This window comes from Chryseobacterium sp. FR054, from assembly GCF_056844565.1.
The window spans coordinates 146,444-163,649 of record NZ_JBXDSA010000005.1 but is presented as its reverse complement, the minus strand read 5'-3'; the positions used below and the strand labels follow the sequence as shown (position 1 = coordinate 163,649).

The 17,206-nt window shown below is 38.5% G+C and carries 18 protein-coding genes and 1 tRNA gene; 7 read left to right on the top strand and 12 right to left on the bottom strand.

The annotated features are described in order from the left end of the window. Position 1 precedes the first annotated feature (1 nt). From AC106S_RS19795 to AC106S_RS19780, 4 genes are all read left to right on the top strand, one after another. The gene (locus tag AC106S_RS19795; RefSeq protein WP_482441398.1) at positions 2–1,204 is read left to right on the top strand and encodes a molybdopterin molybdotransferase MoeA; all 1,203 of its coding nucleotides are present in this window, start codon (positions 2–4) and stop codon (positions 1,202–1,204) included. Between the two features lie 6 nt (positions 1,205–1,210). Further along, entirely contained in the window at positions 1,211–1,687 is a 477-nt protein-coding gene (moaC, locus tag AC106S_RS19790; protein ID WP_482441397.1) for a cyclic pyranopterin monophosphate synthase MoaC, read from the top strand. Beyond that, positions 1,668–2,273 (top strand): NTP transferase domain-containing protein, encoded by a 606-nt coding sequence (locus AC106S_RS19785; RefSeq protein ID WP_482441396.1) that lies wholly within the window; start codon positions 1,668–1,670, stop codon positions 2,271–2,273. Before moaC ends, AC106S_RS19785 begins: the two co-directional genes overlap by 20 nt. Positions 2,274–2,356: 83 nt before the next feature. Beyond that, entirely contained in the window at positions 2,357–3,439 is a 1,083-nt protein-coding gene (locus tag AC106S_RS19780) for a ThiF family adenylyltransferase (RefSeq protein ID WP_482441395.1), read from the top strand. Between the two features lie 73 nt (positions 3,440–3,512). Here the strand turns inward: AC106S_RS19780 and AC106S_RS19775 are convergent, their stop codons facing one another. The 9 genes from AC106S_RS19775 to AC106S_RS19735 all read right to left on the bottom strand — a co-directional run bounded on the left by AC106S_RS19775 (position 3,513) and on the right by AC106S_RS19735 (position 10,740). Further along, complete coding sequence (locus tag AC106S_RS19775) at positions 3,513–3,911, bottom strand: molybdopterin-binding protein (protein WP_482441394.1); 399 nt, start codon at positions 3,909–3,911, stop codon at positions 3,513–3,515. Positions 3,912–4,016: 105 nt separating this feature from the next. Next, positions 4,017–6,413: an FdhF/YdeP family oxidoreductase gene (locus tag AC106S_RS19770; protein ID WP_482441393.1), complete on the bottom strand. Its 2,397-nt coding sequence runs from the start codon at positions 6,411–6,413 to the stop codon at positions 4,017–4,019. A 22-nt stretch (positions 6,414–6,435) separates the two neighbouring features. Continuing rightward, positions 6,436–6,786 carry a DUF7009 family protein gene (locus tag AC106S_RS19765; protein WP_482441392.1) on the bottom strand — a complete coding sequence of 117 codons (351 nt, stop codon included), beginning with the start codon at positions 6,784–6,786 and terminating at the stop codon, positions 6,436–6,438. Between the two features lie 93 nt (positions 6,787–6,879). Further along, on the bottom strand, positions 6,880–7,752 hold the full coding sequence (gene fdhD / locus AC106S_RS19760; protein ID WP_482441391.1) for a formate dehydrogenase accessory sulfurtransferase FdhD: 873 nt from the start codon (positions 7,750–7,752) through the stop codon (positions 6,880–6,882). Between the two features lie 47 nt (positions 7,753–7,799). Further along, on the bottom strand, positions 7,800–8,216 hold the full coding sequence (locus AC106S_RS19755) for a molybdenum cofactor biosynthesis protein MoaE (protein WP_482441390.1): 417 nt from the start codon (positions 8,214–8,216) through the stop codon (positions 7,800–7,802). Positions 8,217–8,297: 81 nt separating this feature from the next. After that, a complete protein-coding gene (locus AC106S_RS19750; protein WP_482441389.1) occupies positions 8,298–8,540 on the bottom strand; it encodes a MoaD/ThiS family protein in 243 nt (80 codons plus the stop codon). After that, positions 8,541–9,290 carry a sulfite exporter TauE/SafE family protein gene (locus tag AC106S_RS19745; protein ID WP_482441388.1) on the bottom strand — a complete coding sequence of 250 codons (750 nt, stop codon included), beginning with the start codon at positions 9,288–9,290 and terminating at the stop codon, positions 8,541–8,543. Positions 9,291–9,509: 219 nt separating this feature from the next. After that, entirely contained in the window at positions 9,510–9,968 is a 459-nt protein-coding gene (locus AC106S_RS19740; protein WP_482441387.1) for a hypothetical protein, read from the bottom strand. Positions 9,969–10,176: 208 nt separating this feature from the next. Further along, positions 10,177–10,740: a hypothetical protein gene (locus AC106S_RS19735; RefSeq protein WP_482441386.1), complete on the bottom strand. Its 564-nt coding sequence runs from the start codon at positions 10,738–10,740 to the stop codon at positions 10,177–10,179. 331 nt (positions 10,741–11,071) lie between these two features. Here AC106S_RS19735 and AC106S_RS19730 point away from each other — a divergent pair, with 331 nt between their 5' ends. The 3 genes from AC106S_RS19730 (at position 11,072) to AC106S_RS19720 (ending at position 13,860) form a co-directional block, all read left to right on the top strand. Beyond that, entirely contained in the window at positions 11,072–12,100 is a 1,029-nt protein-coding gene (locus AC106S_RS19730) for a bestrophin family protein (protein WP_482441385.1), read from the top strand. A 187-nt stretch (positions 12,101–12,287) separates the two neighbouring features. Continuing rightward, positions 12,288–12,375: transfer RNA gene (locus tag AC106S_RS19725), tRNA-Ser, on the top strand. A gap of 252 nt (positions 12,376–12,627) precedes the next feature. Beyond that, positions 12,628–13,860, top strand: a complete 1,233-nt coding sequence (locus AC106S_RS19720; protein ID WP_482441384.1) for a site-specific integrase — start codon at positions 12,628–12,630, stop codon at positions 13,858–13,860. 240 nt (positions 13,861–14,100) lie between these two features. Here the strand turns inward: AC106S_RS19720 and AC106S_RS19715 are convergent, their stop codons facing one another. From AC106S_RS19715 to AC106S_RS19705, 3 genes are all read right to left on the bottom strand, one after another. Then, positions 14,101–15,402: a protein NO VEIN domain-containing protein gene (locus tag AC106S_RS19715; RefSeq protein WP_482441383.1), complete on the bottom strand. Its 1,302-nt coding sequence runs from the start codon at positions 15,400–15,402 to the stop codon at positions 14,101–14,103. Between the two features lie 78 nt (positions 15,403–15,480). Next, entirely contained in the window at positions 15,481–16,281 is an 801-nt protein-coding gene (locus tag AC106S_RS19710) for a GIY-YIG nuclease family protein (protein WP_482441382.1), read from the bottom strand. 243 nt (positions 16,282–16,524) lie between these two features. Next, positions 16,525–17,184, bottom strand: coding sequence for a hypothetical protein (locus tag AC106S_RS19705; RefSeq protein ID WP_482441381.1), 660 nt, complete (start codon positions 17,182–17,184; stop codon positions 16,525–16,527). Positions 17,185–17,206 lie beyond the last annotated feature (22 nt).

Genomic DNA, 17,206 nt, shown 5'->3' with positions numbered 1-17,206 from the left:
TATGGAAATGATCAGCGTAGAACAGGCGGAAAGCACCATACTTTCCCAAACCCGTTTCTGGGGAACAGAATGTATACCTTACCACCAGGCATCGGGAAGAGTACTGGCAGAAGACATTACCGCAGACCGGGACCTTCCGCCTTTTGACCGGCCGACTGTTGACGGTATTGCAATAGCCTGGAGTTCTTATGAAAAAGGCATCCGTTCATTTGTGATTAAAGCAATACAGCCAGCCGGAGAACCTCCCGTTTCTATCGGCGCTGAAAATGAATGTATAGAAATCATGACGGGAGCTTCACTGGATCATTCAGCAGATACGGTCATCCGGTATGAGGATATTTCAACAGATAACGGAGTAGCCACGATTCAGACTGATATAAAACAAGGACAGAACATACACCGTAAAGGAAAAGATAAAAAAGCAGGTGAAATCCTGGTCAAAGCCAACCAGTTGATCACCCCGGTTGTCATAGGTGTTGCCGCGTCGGTTGGAAAGACGGTGTTATCTGTAAAAAAACTTCCCAAAACCCTGATTATTTCTACGGGGGACGAAATGACAGATCCTGAATCCGTTCCGGAACCATTTCAGTTAAGACGTTCAAACGGCATTACCATAAAATCGGTGCTGGAAAAGTACCATATTGATGCTGATATGCTCCACCTCAACGATCATTACGAAGAAATACGAAAGGAGCTTTCACACGGCATCGGTAAATATGACTTACTTCTGATGAGTGGCGGTGTTTCTATGGGAAAATTTGACTATCTCCCAAAAGTATGTGAAGAGCTCGGCATTGAAAAGCTTTTCCATAAAATCCGGCAGCGCCCCGGAAAGCCTTTCTGGTTTGGAAAAGGTCCGGATCAGAAACTCGTTTTTGCATTTCCCGGTAATCCCGTTTCTGTATTTATGTGCCTTCAGCGTTATTTTATTCCGTGGCTGACGGAATCTCTGAAAATACAGAACCCGGTCTTCCAGCATGCTGTTTTACAGAACGATATTGATTTTCTTCCTGCCCTTCAGTATTTTGCCCAGGTAAAACTTCATGTGAATTCAGAAGGACAGTTAACCGCTGAATCTGTTGACACCAATGGTTCGGGAGACTTTTCCCATCTCACCGGTACAGATGCTTTTATAGAACTACCGTCTGAGCGGACTTCTTTCAGAAAGGGTGAAGTTTATAAAATATGGAAATATAATTTTTAAAAAACAATGACAGATTTTTCACATCTCAATAAAAAAATGGAACCCCAGATTGTCAATATAAGTGCAAAGCAGGTTACCCACAGGAGAGCCGTAGCCCAGGCAACAGTTGAAGTTCCTGAAAACATTCTTCAAAAACTGAAAGAAGGCGATTTTAAAACTCCGAAAGGATCTGTTTTTCAGACCGCCATCATCGCAGGAATAATGGCAGCCAAGAAAACCGGAGAACTTATTCCGCTCTGCCATCCGATAGGTCTTGAAAACTGTGAAGTACATATTGAAGTGAATGATAAAAATGAAATTGAGATATACTGTACTGCTGAAGTTGAAGCCAAAACAGGAATTGAAATGGAGGCTCTCACCGGAGCTTCCGTAGCTGCATTAACGATCTATGATATGTGTAAGGCCCTGAGCCATGATATTATCATCAGAGAAATTAAATTAATAGAAAAATCCGGCGGAAAAAATGATTTCAGAAGAGAATAAAAGTATTCCTCCCATCAACGGTCTTGTTCTGGCCGGAGGGAAAAGCATAAGAATGGGCACTCCAAAAGATCTGCTGAACTGGCACGGAAAAGAACAGCGGTATTTTGCAGCAGACTTACTGGCTCCTTTCTGTGAAGAGGTTTTTATTTCCTGCAGACAGGATCAGCTGGAAGATTTTGATCCGGATTACAGGGCTCTTACCGATACTTTCCTTAATATGGGACCGGTTGGGGGTATCCTCTCCGCACTCCGTTCCCAAAGGGATAAGGCATGGCTTGTTGTTGCCTGTGATCTTCCTTTGCTGGATAAAAGATCACTGGAATTTCTGATCAGATCACGGAATCATCAAAAGGCAGCCACTACTTATGAAAGCCCTTTTGACGGGCTACCGGAACCTCTGATCACGATATGGGAACCGAAGAGCTACCCTCTCCTGCTGAATTTTTTAGGAACCGGGAATACATGTCCGAGAAAAGTCCTCATCAACAGCGATACTCTTATTCTGAAATCCCATGATCCGGATGCTTTAATGAATGTGAATACCCCTGAAGAAGCCGAGAAAGCCAAGCATATTCTGAAAAAATAGAAATTAAGCTACCATTCATAAAATATAATTTGTGAATCTGTGCCAAAAATAAATTGAACATTTTTGATAACCGTCCCTGATACATGAATGAAAGTATTTATGTATCATCCAAAAAAGAAATAATGATGAGTGAAGATTCATTTGAACGCTATCAGTGCCAGATCGTTTTACCCGGATTTGGTCTTTCTTCCCAGGAATTACTCAAAAATTCCAGAGTTCTGATCGTGGGTATGGGTGGGCTCGGCTGCCCGTCTTCCCAGTATCTTGCTTCTTCCGGTGTAGGAACTATCGGCATTGTGGATGATGATACGGTCTCTATGAGTAACCTTCACCGCCAGATTTTATATACCCCCGATGATGCAGGCTTATTCAAGGTAGATATTGCTGCAAAGAGACTGCGGCAGCAGAACCCTTCTGTTTCGGTAATACCTTATTGTTTAAGAGTGACCTCCGATAATGTAATGGATCTCATTTCTGAATTTGATCTGATTATTGAAGGTACCGATAATTTTGAAACCAAATACCTGCTCAACGACGCCTGCGTACTGGCTGGAAAACCACTGCTATACGGTGCTATTTACCAGCATGAAGGCCAGGTAAGCATATGGAATGTTTTACAGAAGGACGGCAGCTACTCTCCCAACTACCGGGATGTTTTCCCTCACGTGGAAGAATCTCAGGTGCCCAACTGCCGGGAAGGAGGTGTACTTCCTACACTGGCAGGAATCGTCGGCTGCATGCAGGCTAACGAAGCGATCAAATACCTGACCCGTTCGGAGGATATTTTAGCCGGAAAATTATGGATGATCAACGTGATGAACGGTAAAACCCGGACGATTAAACTGCGGAAAACCCCAACCCTGATCACGGCTCTTTCCCCAACCATTGTCACCATCACCTTTGACGAACTGCAGAATACCAGGTATGAACTGATAGATGTACGTACAGAAAAGGAACATCAGCATTTCAACATCGGCGGAAAGAATATTCCTCTGGATGATCTGGAAAACAGGCTGGATTTAATCGACTGCACCCTTCCTGTTGTCTGCTACTGTGCTACCGGGAAACGCAGTATTTCAGCAGCCGGAAAAATAAGAAAGGCTTTTCCTGAAGCAGAGGTTTTTTCTCTGAAAGAAGGGATAAACTCACTGCAAAGTTTTAATTAAAAACTAATCCTAAAATTATTTTTTATCATCAGTTACAAGGAGCACTTTAAACCGATACTCCTTGCTGTATATTTTAATCTGTAACATGCCCGATAATCAATGATTCTACCTGATAGGAGCTTCTTGCAGGCTTCTTTTCTCCTTCGGCAATTATACGGAGCGGACCTTTTGATTCCGGCAATGCTTTTCCGTCTATCCTATCTGCAATAATGACCTTCTTATCTGCAATGGAAGCAGCCAGTTCAGCCAGTGAAAACAGAACCTGATAGCCATCGGTACATTTTACCAGCAGGTATTTTGAAAGATTTTCACCATGCAGTTCTTTACCTGAAGGAACTCCGGCTTTTAAAAGAATATCCTGAATTCCCACTCCGGAATAAATATGTATTTTTCCGTTCTTGTCTTTCAGTGAAGCTTCTTTCCGCGGCATTTCTGCTAAATCAGATAATGTAATTTCCAATGGCTTTATCACTTCACCACTGATTTTAAGTTTAAAAATCCGTCTGGCTGAATGTCCAGCTGAAAATGCACAGAAAGGCTAAAAGCAGTATTTTTTTCATACAAAAAAGTCTTAGGACTATGGTCTTTGAACAGCACCTTTATACAGCATTTCGTCTACTTTTTTATAGACTTCCGGATCGTGTTTTCTGATTTTAATTTTCACATATTTGGAAGCGGGCATATTGCTTTCTTTCACTACATTATTCACGGAAACCAGCACATTGGTTTCCGGGAAATAGGTTACGGTATTTTTTTCAGGAATCCGGTAGGAAACAATGATAAACAGAGGTGCTATCCTTTCTATGCCATCGTCATAATTATAAAGATCTACTTTATCTCCGGCTTTGAATCCGGCCTTATCAATATCATTCTGATTCATAAAGATAACCCGTCTTTCGTTCTTAATGCCCCGGTACCGGTCATCCAGCCCGTAAATGGTTGTATTGAACTGATCATGGGTACGTGTAGTGGCCATCATATATTCATCAGGCGCAAGGGTATTATCAGGAATTTCTGTTAGCGTAAAAGGAGCACGTCCTCCAAGTTCTTTAGAAAAATACTGTTTATCGCGGGCTGCATTGGGAAGATAGAACCCTCCTTTCCGGCGGACACGAACATTATAATCTTCAAATCCGGGAATACACTGCTCGATATCATCCCGCACAGCATCATAGCTGTCATGGTAACGCTGCCAGTTGATCACAGATCTTTCTCCCAGCGTAGCCATTGCCATACGGCATACGATCTGGGTTTCATTAACCAGGTGATCAGATACCGGATCCAGCATTCCTTTGGAATCCTGTACTACTCCCATTGAGTTTTCGGTGGAAACAATCTGTATTTCACCATTCACAATATCTTTATCGCTCCGGCCGTAAGTGGGCAGGATCAGTGCTTCTTTCCCGTGTACCAGATGTCCCCTGTTCAGTTTCGTGGAAACAGATACAAGCAGGTTAAGTTTTCGCAGTGCATGAGCGGTATAGGTAGTATCCGGTGTTGCGGATATGAAATTTCCTCCCATGCAGAACAATACCTTTACTTTTTCTTCATGAATGGCTTTGATAGCACGCACTACATCATAACCGTGTTTACGGGGTACTTTAAAGCCATAGAAGTTTTCAAGCCTGTCCAGCTGCTCATCGGTAGGCTTTTCATCAATCATCATGGTTCTGTTTCCCTGCACATTACTGTGTCCGCGGACAGGGCATACTCCGGCTCCAGGTTTTCCGATGCTTCCTTTAAGCAGAAGAATATTAAGGATTTCCCGGATCATATCTACTCCGTTTGGCTGCTGAGTCAGCCCCATTCCCCAGCTGAAAATGATTTTTTTCCTGGCGGCAATCGCTTCTGCCGCTTCATACAATCCTTCTCTGGAAACTCCGGAAAGAGCAGCCAGCTCATCCAGGTTATAACGATCAAACTGTTTGATGAAATCTTCATATCCTGATGTTTTTTCATTAATAAAATCGTGATCGAATACAGTTCCCGGATTTTTTTGTTCCAGTTCGATCAATAAAAGCTCAAGTGCTTTCAGCAAGGCCATATCGCCATTGATCTTTACGGGAAGATAAAGATCTGCCAGCTGAACACCGCCTTTCAGGATATCTTTAACGCTCTGCGGGTTGATAAAGCCCATCAGGCCGGCCTCAGGTAAAGGGTTAATGGCAATAATTTTCGCTCCGTTCTTTTTTCCTTTAGCCAGGGCACTCATCATTCTCGGCGCATTGGTTCCCGGGTTCTGCCCGATGATCACAATCACTTCCGCTTCATAAAAATCTTCAAGCGTTACGGTTCCTTTACCGATTCCAATGGTAGTGCGCAGTGCAGAGCCTGAGGTTTCGTGGCACATATTGGAGCAGTCCGGCATATTGTTGGTTCCGAATTCTTTGGCAAATAACTGATAAACGAAGGATGCTTCGTTACTTGTTCTTCCGGAGGTATAAAAAGCGGCTTCATCCGGAGTTTCAAGGGCGTTGAGGTGTTCTGCAATTTTTTTAAAGGCATTTTCCCAGCTGACAGGCTGATAATGGGTAGCTCCTTCCGGTAAATACATGGGATGGGTAAGCCGGCCCATCTTCCCGATCTGATAATCATCCAGCCGGGCAAGATCATATACCGAATTCTGTTTAAAAAATTCCGGGGTTACTCTTTTGGTGGTTGCCTCTTCGGCAAGCGCCTTTGCTCCGTTTTCACAGTATTCGCCCAAAACAGAGCGTTCATCATCGGGATCCGGCCACGCACAGCTCGGGCAGTCGAAACCGCCCATCTGGTTCATTCTGAATAAGGCCCTCATTCCCCGGAACGGTACTTTTTCTTCAAAAAGGTCGCTGAATGCAGCCATTACGGCGGGTACGCCTGCTGCCGCTTTTTCAACATGGGTAAGCTTCAGATCAAGTAAGGTATAGGGATTCTCAGCATTCGGCTCTTTACTGATTTCCTTTTCTATTTCTTTCTTTTTATGATTATCTTCCATAGCTTTTTATTTTGTGATGGGGTCAACAGGTAAGATTGGGATTCGGGTAATTATCACTCTGATCTTCCAGGCTATTGTCTATGCAGACAAAGTCTTTTTCTACCAGTAGTTTTACAAGGCCGGTCTGCCCGTCAAAACCTACCCTGTCTGTGGAAACGAGCTCTTCAATCATAGCCTGCGGTATTTTCATGACCATTCTGTTTTCGATAAAGGCTGCGGAAAGCTCTTCTTCATCTGTTTTCACAATTTCATAAATGAATGGTCTGTCTACAAATTCAGTAGTGCAGGAAACAATTCCGCTTTTCCCTAATTCTGTAACTTCTGACCGGGTGATACGTAAACGGATTGAGTTGTCTTTTATTCTTATTTTCATTGTCTATTTTTTAGAGAGCTGCTGATGTTTATCTTACAGTGTACACAGTTAGCTTTATTTTCTGTCACTGATGTACGAATATTTTTTATCCGGCTATTTCGTGGTGATCTCAAGAAAACGGCTCCGGTTATATATATTGAACCGGTTTTTGCGGAGAAATCCCAGCAGGGTTATATCAAACTCCCTGGCCAGATCCACTGCCAGGCTGGAAGGTGCTCCTATTGCTGCGACGATTGATATTCCTGCCATAGCTGCTTTCTGAATAAGTTCAAAGCTGGCTCTTCCGCTTAATACCAGAATTTTATCACTCAGGGGAAGCTGTCCGGTAAATAAAGAATGCCCTATCAGTTTATCCAGCGCATTATGCCGGCCTACATCTTCTCTTAAGGCAAGCAGATTTCCATTTAAATCGAAAATACCGGAAGCGTGAATGCCTCCTGTGGCACTGAAATTATTCTGAAAGGCCCGCAGGTTTTCCGACAGCTGATATAGTATTTCAAAGGTGATGATCTGTTTTTTCTTTTCAGGATGCCGGAAGGGGCTTACTGTTCTTATGGATTCAATAGAACCTTTTCCGCATACGCCACAGCTGGAAGTCGTGTAGAAGTTTCTGTCGGATTTCATGAGTTCAGGCATAAAACCTTCTGCTAATTCTACAATAATGGTATTTTCTCTTTTCTCTGAGCATTCTTTTGAAGAATGTTCCACGTTTCTGATCTGATGGCAGCCGGAAATAATTCCTTCAGTAAAAAGAAATCCGGCCGCCAGTTCTGCATCATTACCTGGTGTACGCATGGTCACCGATATATTTTTTCTTTCCCTCTGCTCTTCCGGTCCGAAAGAAACACGGATTTCCAAAGGTTCTTCTACGGCAATTTCGTCTGTGCAGCTAAAACTGCTGAGATCCTTTACTTTAATGATTTCTATCCGGTTCACAGATTTGTTTTCTGATATACTGGTTTCCATACCTTTATGAACATATTAAGTAAATATACAAAATTCCGGTCTTCCAATTACGGATGAGCAGAAACCCATTCTTCGCCATCTTCAAAAACTTCTTTTTTCCATATGGGAACGGTTTTTTTTATGGTATCTATAATATACCGGCAGGCATCAAAAACGGCTTCCCTGTGCCCGTCGTTTACCAGAATTATTACTGCGGCATCACCAGGAAATAAAATTCCGGTACGATGATGAATAACGATATTCTGTACGGAAAATGAGGAAACAGCCTTTTCGGCTATTTTTTGCATTTCTCTGATGGCCATTGGCCGGTAGCATTCATATTCCAGACGGATGACAGGTTTGTTTTCCGTAACGTTCCGGACTGTTCCTATAAATGTTGCAATACCCCCACTGGTATGATCCTTGGCAATGGAAAGAATTTCCGTTATATCCAGCGGGTTCTCTGTTATTCTTATATCAATCACTGTTTCACAAAGCTTTTAATTGATCTTACGATCTGTTATGAACGCACATTTTTTTGTGGGTACCCTCACCTCCTGTTCACACTAGCCGCCGCTTACCGGAGGAATAATCGCAATTTCGTGAATGCTGTTCAGTATCTGATCATCATCTGCATATTCTTCATCTACCGCAATAAAATAAGATTTCAGTTTTTTCAGTTCCGGAAATTCTTGTTCCAGAACATTTTTCAGCTGTCCCACATTCAGCCCGTCATTTACCTGCACGAGTTTTTCCGGTGTCCCGAAAATATCTTTCGCTATACCGAATGCCAATATTTTAAGTTTCATTTACCCGTATTTAATTAAAATGTTTACACCTGCCACTAAAACCAATACTGCGGTCATTCTTTTTATAACCAGTGCATTCCATTTCAGTGACATTCTTGCCCCTATCTGTCCGCCTATAAAAACAGCCAGACATAAACTCAGAATTCTGAAAAAGTTTATATCGGCCGATATCTCTGATACCTGTCCGAAAATTCCGGATATGGAATTCGCTAAAATAAAAACGCTGGATGTCGCAGCAATCTTTCTCGGTGTATCCCATTTCATCAGATTAAGCAATGGGGAAAGAAAAATTCCCCCACCAATTCCCACTAATCCTGATAAGAAGCCAATACCTCCTCCTAAAATACCGTTGCCGGCAACTGACAGCCCGGAATCTTCTACCGTATTTTCCTCACTTCCGGTGCCTGTCTTTATCCATAACAATAAGGCTGCCACGATCAGCGTAATTCCCAGAACCAGAAAGAAGGTTTCCCTGCTGATTTTCAACACAGCTCCAAGATAAGCCATAGGAACACTTACCAGGGTTATGGGGATCACTTTTTTCCAGTTGATCTGTTTATTTTTCAAATAGATATAAGCCCCTCCAGTTACGACAATCACATTGCAGATCAGTGCTGTTAAACGTATTTCCTGATAGGGAAGATTATACATGGCCAAAACCGCCAGATAGCTGGAACCGCCTCCGAATCCTATTGATGAATAAACAAAGGCGATTATTAAAAAGAAAAAAAAGATTTCCCAGTGACCCATGTGTTTTATTAAGGATTAATTTTATTACAATAATACTGATTTTACACACTGTTTAATATACTGTATCATAAAATTTATGATGTTATCCGGAGATAAATACCACAGACTATAAGATTAAAAGTTTAATATACATTTTCTTCACATCCCTCAAAAAAAGAACCTTCCGGATTTACGTCCGGAAGGTTTACTGTATTCTTGGAAAATTTAATTTTTAAAATATTAATTGGCCGCAGGATCAATCAGTTCTTTGGTAATTCCCAGGGACCTTAAAAGATTTTTACTGTCGAAAATCAAGGTTGCATAATGGGTTCCTTTTTTTAAAATCAGTCGGGTACCTCCGGGAAAAGAGCTGTCATTTCCTAGTTTCTGGGTTTTAGCCCCCTGCTTACCGAATCTGGTTTTGGCTTCCTGCAGTGTTGTTTTATTCATTGCAAGACCAAAAGGAAGTCCTTCAACAATTAAAGATTTATCCTCCGGAATGTCAAAAAACATTTCGTTGACCGCATTATTCTTACCGAGACTGCAATACATCTCAAGCCCTGATTTTGTAATCCATTTAGCATATTTTTCTTCATTGGCATCTTCATAAAATTCAGTTTTTACGTGTAAAGCAGCTGAAATCTTTTCCGGTGTCTGCGGAAATATAAACTCGGAATTTTTGTTCAGTAAAGAATTCAAATCTGCTGTTTTCTGTGAAAATGCATGGAAACTTAATAATTGAAAAAGTACAGTTAAAATTAAAGTATATGGCTTTATCTGCATAAGAAGTGTTATTTAATGATTAGGTGCGTAAAGATATTAAAATTAACCCATCGGTTAAAAAAAGTACATGGGGTGATTCTGATAAAAATGCTTCTCAATGGATCATTGGTTAAAAACAGATGGGTTAATGGTATTTCTCCAGCAGCCAGTTCAGATAGGCATTGATACGCTGCTCTCTCAGCCTGAAAGCTTCTGCATCCGTATACAGAAATGTTCTCACGGAAACCAGTATCAGCTGATTATGGTTTAAAAGGTGAATAAAAAACTGCTCCGGGGCTTTTGACGGCCTTGATTTTATCTTTAAAAAACGTCCGGTCTTTAGCTGAGGATTAAAGGTCTTCATTTCCGGTATCTCTACTCTATATACTGCTGACGAAACAGAATCCACAACAAAACCTTCCTGAACTATATCCACATCAGTCCAGTACTGCTTTACCTGAACAGATTTCCCTTTGCGGTATTCACTGCCTTCGAAAAAATCATCCAGTATATACAGCAGATCTGCCGTACTTCTCTGTGCAGATGCTTTCCGTTCGGGGGTATCAGGCTGAATTTCTAAATTTTTACCATTCCGGATCGTAAATGTTACCGCAAGGCTGTCCAGTGTGGGCACAAACTGCTGTGCATGAACGCATGAACGCCCCATCATGAATAAGCAGATCATAAAAAAGGTAGTGTCTGGTCTCATCCGTTCAGTATTAAAATCAATATTTGTATTCTTAAATATTTGCTTTTACACATCATCCTCTCCTGTTTCCAAGATACAATATTTTTATATAAAAAGCTGTGCGGAACTCTTCCAACACTTCTCATCATGGCTTCAGGCGTGTTGATCTTCGATTTATCCGCCAAAATATCTCTTGTTTTATTCTCTTAAAAATTGTATCATAGTGGAAGATTATATTTGCTGAATCTGATGAAATACTGTTCTCGATGTTACTAAAAGCAGGGGTAATACAGCTGGAGTTTTCTCATTATGTTCAATATCTGTATTTAATAAACATAAATAATAAAAAAAAATGATTGTCAGAAAAACGATTGGTTTAAAAGGTGTGATCCGGTTTGCAGGGCATCATATCTGGTGGCTCACTACTTATATGATTCTCGTCTCCCTGCTCTACAAGGAGCCTGGCTGGCACTGGATCTCTATTCCCTGGCTTCCGGTTTCGCTGGTAGGTACTGCGCTGGCTTTCTATATCGGTTTTAAAAATAATCAGTCTTATGACAGAGTCTGGGAGGCACGGAAAATATGGGGTGCCATTGTAAACAGCAGTCGTAGCTGGGCCGTCATGGTAAACTCTTTTGTAAAAAATGGTCCCGAAACAGAATATACGGCCCAGGAACTTGAGCAAATAAAAGAACGTCTGATTTACCGGCATATTGCGTGGCTCTATATTTTCAGAGATCAGCTTCTGGCTCCTACGCAATGGGAACATGTAAGTTTAAAACACCATTTCGGAAAAATAGCTCAAAAACGACGTGAATCTGAAGGAATAGGCCTGTTTAAGGAATTCTTAAATGAAAAGCAGAAAGCAGATTATTTTTTTGATGAATCTAAACTGTCCGGTGCTGCCAATAAAGCCACCCAACTGATCAACCTGCAGTCGACAGATCTTGCAGAACTTGAAGAAAAGCAAATTCTACACATGAGGAGACAGCTGGATATGCAGAAAGTGCTTTCCGATTTCTACGATCACCAGGGAAAGGCCGAGCGCATTAAAAAATTCCCCATTCCCCGTCAATATGCCAATTTAAGCTTTATATTCAACTGTATTTTTATCTTCCTCTTACCTCTGGGTATCGTGGCGGAATTTGCAAAACTGGGAGAAGCAGGCGTATGGCTGATGATTCCGTTCGGGACAATAGTAGGCTGGATCTATGTTTTAATGGAGTTAATAGGCGATTATTCTGAAAATCCTTTTGAAGGATTAAGTACCGACATTCCTATGTTATCCATCTGCCGCACCATAGAAATTGATTTATTGCAGATCCTGGGCAAGACTGACTTACCTCAGCCTATTCAGGCTGTGAATGATATTTTAATGTAATGATAAGGTACAAACCCCTTTATGGATGATTTCAGGCATCTGGATATCCTTCTGAAATTCATTCCCGGAATATCCTTATTTCAGGCTATTTTTTAAACTTTTTTATAAGTTGAAAAAAATATTTGGTCAATATTAAAAAACTTCCTATATTTGCACCACTGAAAACAACGGCATAGCCGGAGTTCAGGGAGAGTTGGCAGAGTGGTCGATTGCGGCAGTCTTGAAAACTGTTGACTGTAACAGGTCCGGGGGTTCGAATCCCTCACTCTCCGCCAGTTGGGAAACCAAAATAAGCTAAAACGCTGTAAACATCAATGTTTACAGCGTTTTTTGTTTTAGCGCTAGTATCAAAAAAAATCAAAATAGGTCACGATTTATATGTCCTATTTCGTGTCCCATTCAAAAAATCACAAAAATGGGTCACGAAAAATCAAGGAAAGCCCGACCAATAGGCAGTCTAACGATTGTACATCTTGCAAAAAGTGGTAACAAAAAGTAAATTATTAAACCATTAAAGTTATCACACAATGAACAAAACATTCAACCTGTTATTCTTTATCAAAAAGAATAAAATCAGAACAAACGGAACTGCTCCCATCTACTTACGAATTACGATAGAAGGCAAGGCAGCAGACATTGCTGCTAAAAGGTATATCGATCCGAAGAAATGGGATGTTAAAGTACACAAGGCATTGGGCAATTCGCAAGAAGCCAAAACACTGAATCTCTATCTTAAAACTTTAGAACAGAAAGTTTACGATTTCCACTACCTGATGCTGAAAGAAGAAAATTTTGTAACTGCAGAGAGTTTAAAATCTAAACTGCTTGGAACTGACATTGAGCAAAGAATGCTTATTCCGATATTCCAAGAGCATAATGACAAAGTAGAAGCTTTGGTTGGTCAGGATTTTGCTCCCGGCACATTGGAGCGTTATAAAACTTCTTTAAAGCATACCCAGGAATTCATCACTTGGAAGTACAAAGTTTCTGATATTGATATTACGGAAATCGATCATGGTTTTATCAGTAATTATGATTTCTGGCTGCGCAGTGTAAGAAAATGCGCAAACAATACCGCTGTGAAGTATCTTAAGAATTTCAAAAAGATCATCCGATTGTGTATGGCGCACGGCTGGATCACGAAAGACCCTTTTCTTGGCTATAAAGCCAAGATCAAAGCTGTGGAACGTCCTTTTCTTACAAAGGAAGAAATTCAGATGATTTATGAAAAGAAATTTGCATCAGACCGATTGAACCAAGTTCGTGATATCTTCCTTTTCAGCTGCTATACCGGATTGGCTTATGTGGATGTCAAGCAATTGTCAAAATCTAACATCCATGTCGGCATTGATGGAGACCAATGGATTTTTACGCATCGTCAAAAGACCCATACCTCAACCAGAGTTCCGCTATTGCCTTTGGCTCGGGAAATGGTTTTAAAATATGAGAATCATCCCCAGTGCGTCAATTCGGATGTCCTGTTCCCTGTTCTCAGCAATCAGAAAATGAATTCTTATCTCAAAGAAATTGCGAATGTCTGTGGAATTAATAAGGATTTAACATTCCATATCGCAAGGCATACGTTTGCCACTACTGTTACTCTGTCCAATGGTGTTCCGATTGAAAGTGTAAGTAAAATGCTGGGGCATACGAATATTAAGACTACTCAGCATTATGCGAAGATTCTGGATAAGAAAGTGAGTGATGATATGGCGGTTTTGAAAGGGAAACTTCAAAGTAGAGAGGACGCAAAAAACTAGCTTACTAAGTTTAGAGTATCGTAAGTAATTTTAAAATCCCGGCTTTAATTATGCTGGGATAGATCTTCTATCTCGTGTATAATATTACATGAAATATAGAATCAATCGAAATTCCAAATTATTTTTTAAAATTTTCTTTAATCATAAGTTCAATTCATCATCTCTAAATGCTTCTATTCATTACAAATAAAAAATTAAATCTCAATTATACATATTAGTGTACTAGAATTTTTTTCTGTATTAATTTAAGTTTTTTACAAATAGCTCAAGTTGTTTTGGCCTTATAAATACTAATTCTTCCAAGTCGCCTTTTAGTATAAAAAAATTAGCTGAATTATTTTCTTGATTATAATTGTAAACTCGATATAGAGAATAATTAGAAGAGTTCCTTTTCATAAACTCCCATTCATTATCTGTCATTAAAAATGGTCGAGCGTCTATTCCGGTAGTCGTTTTTACTTCTATATATTTTTCTCTTCTATTTGTATCAAATGATAATATATCATAGCCTTCGCCATCAAGAACTTTCATTACTTCATTAGCTAGATCATAGTGACCCAAGCTTTTCAAATAATCTTTCTCAAATTCAATAACAAGATCCTCACCTGAATTTCCAATTTTTTTCTTGAATTTATTTTCAGAATCATAATCTATAACAATACCTTTGAAAGAATATTTCTTCTTCGGCAATGATGCATAAGTGTTTTGGGGTAGAGAGGTTTTCGTTAGTTTATTCTTTACGTTCTTTACAAACTTTGTGGCGTTAAGAGCAAGTAATATTTCATCATAAAGAAATTCATAATGATTTATAAAATCGGCTGTTAAATCACTCAAAGTTTCCCAATCATAATCATCGATGTATTTACTTGGAATTTCATTCCATTGAGCGCCAGAACCCTTACAAATATTGTCAAAAATTTGAACTTGCTCGTTTGTAAGAATATGCTTTTTATTGTAGTTACTTCTTTGACAATCAATTTTATATATTAAAGCACTACAGGTTGAATCAACTCCAATGGTAAAAAAAACCTTTTTATCTTTATCGCCATTTTTATATATTTTAGCCCAAGAATAAGGTTTAAATGTTCCGGATATTTGCCACGTATTATCATCTTCAACCGACCATCCAGGGATATCTAATAGTTTTGCCCAGATATTTGTTTTTTCAAAGATCTGTTTCTTGATTAGATTTCCGTTCTTAATATCTTGGCTACTATTTTTTCTATACTTGCTTCCACCAATTTCTTGAAAAAGAAAAAAATCATTTTTTGAAAAAAATGAAATATTGTTAGGAACTTTGAAAATTATTTCGTAGCCAAATTTTTGTTCTATATAATTTCGATATCCTTTATTACTTTGAAAAAAATCATTAGCAATTTCTTTATTAGTTTCAATTTCAATTGCGGTTCTAATAAGTTTTTTAAATTGATAATCTCCATCTGGTAATCGCAACCAATATTTTGACCATCTAGAATATTTTTCAGCCTTCATTAGCTGAGCAGCTTCTAATATATGCTCTCTTTTAATCTGAGATAATTTCATGTAATTAGTTTTTGGTTTTATCTTGAGTTTAAATATGACCCACCATAAATTTATTTAGTTTAGATGATGTAATTAAATTTAATTATAAATTTGCATAGCATCTTTTAATTCTTTTAAATCATTGAAACCGAGTTTAAAATATTCTCCACGTACTCTGTTTTTTTTAAATTTTCTATGAAGTTCGGTTTCAACAAATTTATTTGCGTTCCAACAAGCAATTAAATAAATTTGAGGTTCCTGCGATTGTAATGTTTTTTCTCGAAATATCGGATTTTTGCTGTATCCAATTTTTATTAACGATGTTTCTGTATTTATCATTAAATAAACATAATCATTAATACCTTCGGTAACTTTTTTGTAATTATCATCAAAAATTTCTCTATAAAAATCAACAATAGGTATTATATCAATCTTTTTAATACCTTTATGATGTAAGTTGAGTAATGATCCATTTGGGCCAATTTTTCTAAGCTGTTCAATATCTATATTCGTTATAGTAAAGTAGCCATCTTTTTCTAAAATAGTTCGAAGTTGTTTTTGGAAAGTATTATATGCATGAATTTCATTTACGGTAGAATAATTCATTGATAATAATGCACAAAATTGTAATAGTACAAATTGATAATTAGGATTATTCAATTCTATCCTAATCAGACTTCCTTGAAGCTTCGGCGTACAGTTAATATAATAAATTTCAATTATTATCGGATCATCAGGATTTTCAAAGAGACGTACACCATAACATTCTTTATTCAGACCTATGATAACATTATTAAGATGACCGGTTTGATCATCCTGATTTAGCAGATGAATTAATTCTTCATTTAAAGTAAAATAATAATTTTCAAATTGCTCTTTAATTTCATCTAATTTTATCATGTTTATTTTGTAATGTTTTGTTATTGGATTAATCTACCCAATCAAGAACTCTCATTTAGCTATTAAGTAAATTTTTCAAAGAATTTGAATTTTATCACTCATGAAAATATAGTTAACATTTCTATTTCTCCTTATTTTCACATATACGACCAGGATGGCATCAATATTTAAAAAATGATTTGTAAGCAATTTCGTTTACAAAATTTTCTCCTTCATCTCCTTATATTTTACTGTCAATTGCCATTATTTAACATTGTTTTGTTTTTCAATGTATAGGTTCCAGAATAAATCTATTTCTTGCTTGATATCTGTAAGCCTCTCTATAGAATATTCAATTGATTTTGTAGCAGAAATTTTATCACCCCTCGAATCTGTTGCAGTTTCTCTTCTTGTAATCATTTGGGAAAGATTAAAACGATAATCTTTCAAATTTTCAACAACTTTATTGATTTCATTTGTGATTGTATTAGCATAATCCTGGGTGAAGTTTTTTAATGTTAGTGGATTTTCAATAGACATCTCAAAATCAGGTAGGATGGTATTTAAAAACAGTTCAATTTTATCAATTATTTCATAACCTGCTTTAATTTTTTTCCCTTCAAGTATTTCACGGATATAACTATCAGAAATTCCTATTTTTTTGCTATACACAACAGATTCTCTATATCCGACGATTTTTGATAACGCTTCTTTAACTCTGGCAGTTTTATTTATTCTGTCTTGTTGAATTGCATCATAAATTCTATTAATTTCATTTTCAGATGGAGTGGAATGCATATACTCATCCCATTTTTCAACCGGAATGGATACTCTATAAGCTAATAATTGTCTCGCATTAATTTGCTTTTTAATATCTATCCACCTGGTTTTAATTTGTTTTGGAGTAAGAGGTTCTGAGTTCATAGTTGTTTTTAAGTTTTTGCCA

Coding starts and splice junctions, on each gene's coding strand:
- AC106S_RS19795 (WP_482441398.1), top strand. CDS start 2: ATGGAAATGATCAGCGTAGAACAGGCGGAAAGCACCATACTTTCCCAA.
- moaC (WP_482441397.1), top strand. CDS start 1,211: ATGACAGATTTTTCACATCTCAATAAAAAAATGGAACCCCAGATTGTC.
- AC106S_RS19785 (WP_482441396.1), top strand. CDS start 1,668: ATGATTTCAGAAGAGAATAAAAGTATTCCTCCCATCAACGGTCTTGTT.
- AC106S_RS19780 (WP_482441395.1), top strand. CDS start 2,357: ATGAATGAAAGTATTTATGTATCATCCAAAAAAGAAATAATGATGAGT.
- AC106S_RS19770 (WP_482441393.1), bottom strand. CDS start 6,413: ATGGAAGATAATCATAAAAAGAAAGAAATAGAAAAGGAAATCAGTAAA.
- AC106S_RS19765 (WP_482441392.1), bottom strand. CDS start 6,786: ATGAAAATAAGAATAAAAGACAACTCAATCCGTTTACGTATCACCCGG.
- fdhD (WP_482441391.1), bottom strand. CDS start 7,752: ATGGAAACCAGTATATCAGAAAACAAATCTGTGAACCGGATAGAAATC.
- AC106S_RS19750 (WP_482441389.1), bottom strand. CDS start 8,540: ATGAAACTTAAAATATTGGCATTCGGTATAGCGAAAGATATTTTCGGG.
- AC106S_RS19745 (WP_482441388.1), bottom strand. CDS start 9,290: ATGGGTCACTGGGAAATCTTTTTTTTCTTTTTAATAATCGCCTTTGTT.
- AC106S_RS19735 (WP_482441386.1), bottom strand. CDS start 10,740: ATGAGACCAGACACTACCTTTTTTATGATCTGCTTATTCATGATGGGG.
- AC106S_RS19730 (WP_482441385.1), top strand. CDS start 11,072: ATGATTGTCAGAAAAACGATTGGTTTAAAAGGTGTGATCCGGTTTGCA.
- AC106S_RS19720 (WP_482441384.1), top strand. CDS start 12,628: ATGAACAAAACATTCAACCTGTTATTCTTTATCAAAAAGAATAAAATC.
- AC106S_RS19715 (WP_482441383.1), bottom strand. CDS start 15,402: ATGAAATTATCTCAGATTAAAAGAGAGCATATATTAGAAGCTGCTCAG.
- AC106S_RS19710 (WP_482441382.1), bottom strand. CDS start 16,281: ATGATAAAATTAGATGAAATTAAAGAGCAATTTGAAAATTATTATTTT.
- AC106S_RS19705 (WP_482441381.1), bottom strand. CDS start 17,184: ATGAACTCAGAACCTCTTACTCCAAAACAAATTAAAACCAGGTGGATA.